The organism is Actinomadura sp. NPDC048032 (genome assembly GCF_040653175.1).
GTDB lineage: Bacteria > Actinomycetota > Actinomycetes > Streptosporangiales > Streptosporangiaceae > Spirillospora > Spirillospora verrucosospora.
Map to the genome: position 1 here is coordinate 1 of NZ_JBEZJP010000532.1, position 4,738 is coordinate 4,738.

The following is a 4,738-nucleotide window of genomic DNA, read 5'->3' on the forward strand; positions in this document are numbered from 1 at the left end:
GACGGTGTGCCGCGCCGCGAGCAGCCGCATGGCCGCGGCGGCGTCCTCGTCCGCCGCCGCCGTGGACAGCAGCACGATCGCGCGCCCCGTCGGGGCCGAGCGCAGCCCCGCGCAGGCGCCCGGGAAGTCCGCGCCGGGCCGCGCCGCCGCCTCGGCGAGCACGTCCAGGTGCGCGACGACCCCCGCCGCGGCGGCGGACCGCACGCCGCCGGCCAGCCGCAACTCGACCGGGACGTCCGGGCCGGACCGCACGATCGACGCGGCGGCCTCCACGAGGGCGTCCAGTTCGTCCGGACCGTACCGGTCGTCGACCAGCAGGGTCATGCCCGTGCCGGCGGAGTCGGCGTGCTCGCGGACCATCAGCCGCCCGCGGCGCGCCGACGTCCGCCAGTGGATCTGCCGGACGTCGTCGCCGGGCGCGTGCTCGCGCAGCCCCGCGAACGCCCCCTCGGAGGCCCGGACCGACGCCGACGAGGTGTCCCGGCCCCCGCCGCCCGCCGCCGGCACGGGGGCGAGGTGGTGGTGGCGCGGATGCACCAGCAACCGCACCGGCACGTCGTCGGCCGCCCGGACGGCGCGCGCGAGCCCCAGCGGGTCGGTGCGGACCAGGCTGAGCGGTCCCGCCTCCACCACGCCGCGCCGCCGCGGGGTCAGCTCGTACCGGATCCTCGGGCGGGCGAGGCCCAGGGGAAGGACGACCGGATCACCGATCCCGGTGACGCGCTCGGCGACGGTGGCGCTCCCGGCGCCCTTGCCCGCCGCGACGTCCAGGACGACGGTCACGGGTACTCCGGCGCGGACCCGCGACGCCGTGATCCGGCGGCCGACCCGGGCGGCCGGGAGCCGGCCGGCGAGCGCCATGGCCAGCGCGACCGCCGGGAAGGCGAGCGCCCCCAGCGCGCCGGGCGCCGGGTAGCCCAGGCCGAAGCCCCAGCCGCACAGGACGGCCCCGGCCGCGAGCAGCGCCCAGCCGCGGGCGGTGGGGCGGAGGGTGCCGCCGGCCACGGCCTAGCCGTTCCCCTGCGCCGCCGGGACGGGGACTTCGGCCAGGACGCCGTCCAGCAGCTCCGCGGTCTCGGCCGCGCCCGCGGCCCCCGAGAGCGGAACCAGCCGGTGCGCCCAGACCGGGCGCGCCAGGGCCTTGACGTCGTCCGGGGTGACATAGCCGCGGCCGTCGGCCAGCGCGTAGATCCGCGCCGTCCGGCACAGGGCGATGGAGCCCCGGAGGGAGACGCCGGCCCGCAGCTGCGGATGCCGCCGGGTGCGCTGGGCCAGTTGCAGGACGTACCGGTTGACGGATTCGGCGACGGCGACCCGCTCGGCGGCGGCGCCGAGCCGCGCCATCTCCTCGCCGATCAGCACCGGCGCCAGGTCCTCGGGCTCGGTCAGCGACGAGCCGCGCAGCAGCGACAGCTCCGCCTCCTCGCCCGGGTACCCCAGCGACAGCCGCATCAGGAAGCGGTCGAGCTGCGCCTCGGGCAGCGGGAACGTCCCCTCCAGGTCGATGGGGTTCTGCGTGGCCACCACCAGGAACGGGCGCGGCACCGGGTGCGCCTTCCCGTCCACGGTGATCCGCCCTTCCTGCATGACCTCCAGCAGCGCCGACTGCGTCTTCGGGGAGGTCCGGTTGACCTCGTCCACGATGACGACGTTGGCGAACACCGGGCCCGGATGGAACTCGAACTCGCGGCTCCGCTCATTGAAGATCGTCACTCCGGTGACGTCGGACGGCAGCAGGTCGGGCGTGCACTGCACGCGTCCGATCTTCCCGCCGGTCACCGCCGCCAGAGCGCGCGCCAGGGTCGTCTTGCCCATGCCGGGCAGGTCCTCCAGCAGGACGTGCCCGCCCGCGGCGAACGCGGTGAGGATCAGCCGCACCGTGGCGGGATCGCAGCGCGCCGCCGACTGGATGCCGGAGGCCATCCGCTCGAAGGCGGCGGCGGCCAGCAGCGCCTCCTCGTCGGGCAGCGCCGGCGTCGCGGTCGTGGTGCTCACTCATTGCCCTTCATTAGCCGCAGTTGCCCCAGCCGGCCGAGGCGCTGGCGCCGGAGGCGCCGCCCGAGTACCGGACGCAGTCGCCCGGCGCCAGGACGAAGACCGGGCCGGCGTAGTACTTGAACGAGCCGTTGTCGGAGGCGACCTTGCCGCCGTTCTGGCTCTGGAGGCGGACCCAGACGTTGGTGGCCTTGCCGATGTCCGCGGTCTTCATCGTGACCGCGCAGTTCTTCTTGGTGGACGCGCTGTAGAGCTGGTAGATCCGTCCGCCCGCGAACGACGACGACCGCTGGACCTGGTAGTTGCCGCCCGCCGTCGCGTTGCAGACCTGCGCCGGCGTGTACGGGTTGCGCGTCTGGGTGGGCTTCGGCTTCGGCTTGGTCGGGGTGGGCTTGGGCGTCGTCGGCCTCGGGGTGGTCGGCCGCGGGGTCGTCGGCCTGGGGGTGGTCGGCCTCGGCGCGGTGGGCCTGGTGGTGGTCGGCCTCGGCGTCGCCGGCCTGGTGGACGTCGGCCTGCTCGTGGTCGGCCTCGGCGTGGTCGGCCTGCTCCCGCTGGGCGATGCCGTGGGCGTGCGCGAGGGCACCCGTGGCGACGGAAGGTGCGGGCCGGGCGTCGCCGACGGCCGGGGCGCCTCCGTGCGGGGGTCCGCAGGCGGCGTCGCGGGGGTGGACGGCGGCGTCTCGGGTCCCTCGGAAGGGGGGTCCGGCTCGAACGGGTCCGGGAAGACCGGGTCGGCGGGCGGCGCCGGCACCGGCGGCGGACTGCTCGCCCCGCCGCCGGGCTTGTGCGGGCGGCCTCCGCCGCGCCCCGGCCCGCCCGGGTACTTGCCGACCTTGCGGGCCACACCGTCCCCGCCGACGACCAGGGCGTCCGTGCTGCCCGGCGAGTTGACGAACAGGTTGCCCTCGCGGACCTGAAGCTCCATGTCGCCGCGCCCGGCCGGCATCGACAGCATGCCGGTCTGCCGGCCCGCCGGTTCGAAGACCCGCACCTGCCCGGTCTCCCGCACGGGCAGGTACACCTTGCCGGCGAACGGCACGGCGGGCTCCTGGACGGGATCGGTCAGGGGGAACGACCGCACCGGGCCGCCCTGGCGCACGTCGCCCAGCGTGACCACCGCGCCGGCCGCGGGCACGGTGACCGCGGCGAGCGCGCCGTGGGTGCGCGCCGGCACCATGGCGCCGACGAGCGACACCGGCGTCGTGACCCGGCGGGTGCCGCCGCCCGTCGCGACCACCAGTCCGCGCCCGTCGCGGTCGACCACGAGGGCGCCCTCGTCCAGCACGGTCATCGCCAGGTCGTGATCGGGCGGGGCCGCCTCGGCCGTGCGGACGACGCTGGGGCCCTGGGCGGCGACCTTCACGGCGAGGACGGTGCCCTGCCGGGGCGCGGCCACCCACAGCAGGCCGGCGTCGTCGAACTCGCCGCCGACCAGCGGGCCGGGCAGTTGCAGGACCGGGCCCACCGGCCGCAGCGTGGCCGGGTCGAGCGCGCGCACCGCGCCGGTCGTGCGCTCGACCAGCGCGGCTCCGTTGGAGCCCATCGCCAGGTGCGGATCGCCGCGGGTGCCGATGTCCAACCGTCCCGAGAAGCCCAGGCCGTTGAGGTCGAGCGACGACACGCGGCCGGTGTCCAGGTCGTGGATGAGCAGGAACCGGTCGTTCTGGGTCACCTGCACCCGGTGGCCGCGGGCGTCGGTCACCTGGCGGCGCTGCTCCACCCGGCCGCTGTCGGGGTTGACCCGGTCCACCTCGCCCGCCGTCCGGCTCCACAGCCAGGCGCTGCCGTCGGTGGCCGCGACGGCGAGGCCGACCCGCCCCCCGCCCAGCATCGTGGCGAGCAGCAGCACGGTGACCAGGGCCGCCGCGGCCCACCAGCCGACCCGCGAGCGGGCCATCTCGACGCCCTTGTTCTGCGGCTTCACGGCCACTCCTTCGTCCGCCGCCGCGGCAGGAGCTCCTCGGAGCGCATGTCGACGGCCATCAGGACAGGTCTTCTCCACAGGTCAGAGACGTTCCGCGGCCCGGCCGGCGAACGCCCGGACCGCGGCGGCGCCGGTGACGCCATGGACCCGCCATCACCGCACCGACACCGCTTACAGGACACCGTCCGGAGTCCTGTCGATCTTGCAACCGCGAAGACCGCGAAAATCGCCGCGCCGCAAGGTCAGCTCGCTGCGTCCCGCCTTCCTCGGCCGCTGCCGACCCGCGTCGCTCAGCCGGCCTTGGCGGCGATGCGCACGCCCTTGCTCAGAGCGGCGTCGTGAAGGACCACCGAGACCGGCTGCGCCGTGGCGGCGATCTCGAAGATCAGCATGCCGTTGAACCTGGCGCCGGGAGACAGCACCTCGGCGAGCGAGGCGGTGCCCGCGTCCGCGGTGCCGCTCCGCGGCATCGCCCGCGCCTCGTACGACGTCCCGCCGTCGTCGATCAGCTTCTGGTGCTCCGCGGTGAGCGTGCGGGTCTTGGTCCCGGTGTTGGTCACGGTGATCCTGACGCGGCACAGCTTCTCGCCGAAGTCGGGCTTGAGGCCGCGCACGGTGACGCCGCAGGCCGTCGGGGACGCCACGAAGGTGAACTGGCCGTCCCTGGCCGGCGTGTTCTGCCGTCCCTCGACGGGCTGGAAGTAGCGGTACCCCGCGACTCCCACGACGATCATCAGACCGATGACCACGACGGCGGCGGTCAGGCAGCCCGTGCAGCCGCGCCCGCGTCGCCGCCTCGGGGGCGCCGGGGCCGCCGCC

Annotated in this window: 4 protein-coding genes; all 4 read right to left on the reverse strand. The window is 76.0% G+C overall.

Annotation, left to right across the window (positions count from 1 at the left end; translation table 11 throughout):
* Positions 1–1,005: DUF58 domain-containing protein (locus tag AB0C69_RS38225; RefSeq protein ID WP_360360818.1), on the reverse strand; the 1,005-nt coding region annotated here is incomplete at its 3' end.
* A gap of 3 nt (positions 1,006–1,008) precedes the next feature.
* A complete protein-coding gene (locus AB0C69_RS38230; RefSeq protein WP_345179620.1) occupies positions 1,009–1,995 on the reverse strand; it encodes an AAA family ATPase in 987 nt (328 codons plus the stop codon).
* 13 nt (positions 1,996–2,008) lie between these two features.
* On the reverse strand, positions 2,009–3,919 hold the full coding sequence (locus AB0C69_RS38235; RefSeq protein ID WP_360360821.1) for a hypothetical protein: 1,911 nt from the start codon (positions 3,917–3,919) through the stop codon (positions 2,009–2,011).
* A gap of 290 nt (positions 3,920–4,209) precedes the next feature.
* Positions 4,210–4,738, reverse strand: a 529-nt coding sequence (locus tag AB0C69_RS38240) for a DUF4352 domain-containing protein (RefSeq protein WP_360360824.1), incomplete at its 5' end; no start/stop codon positions are given.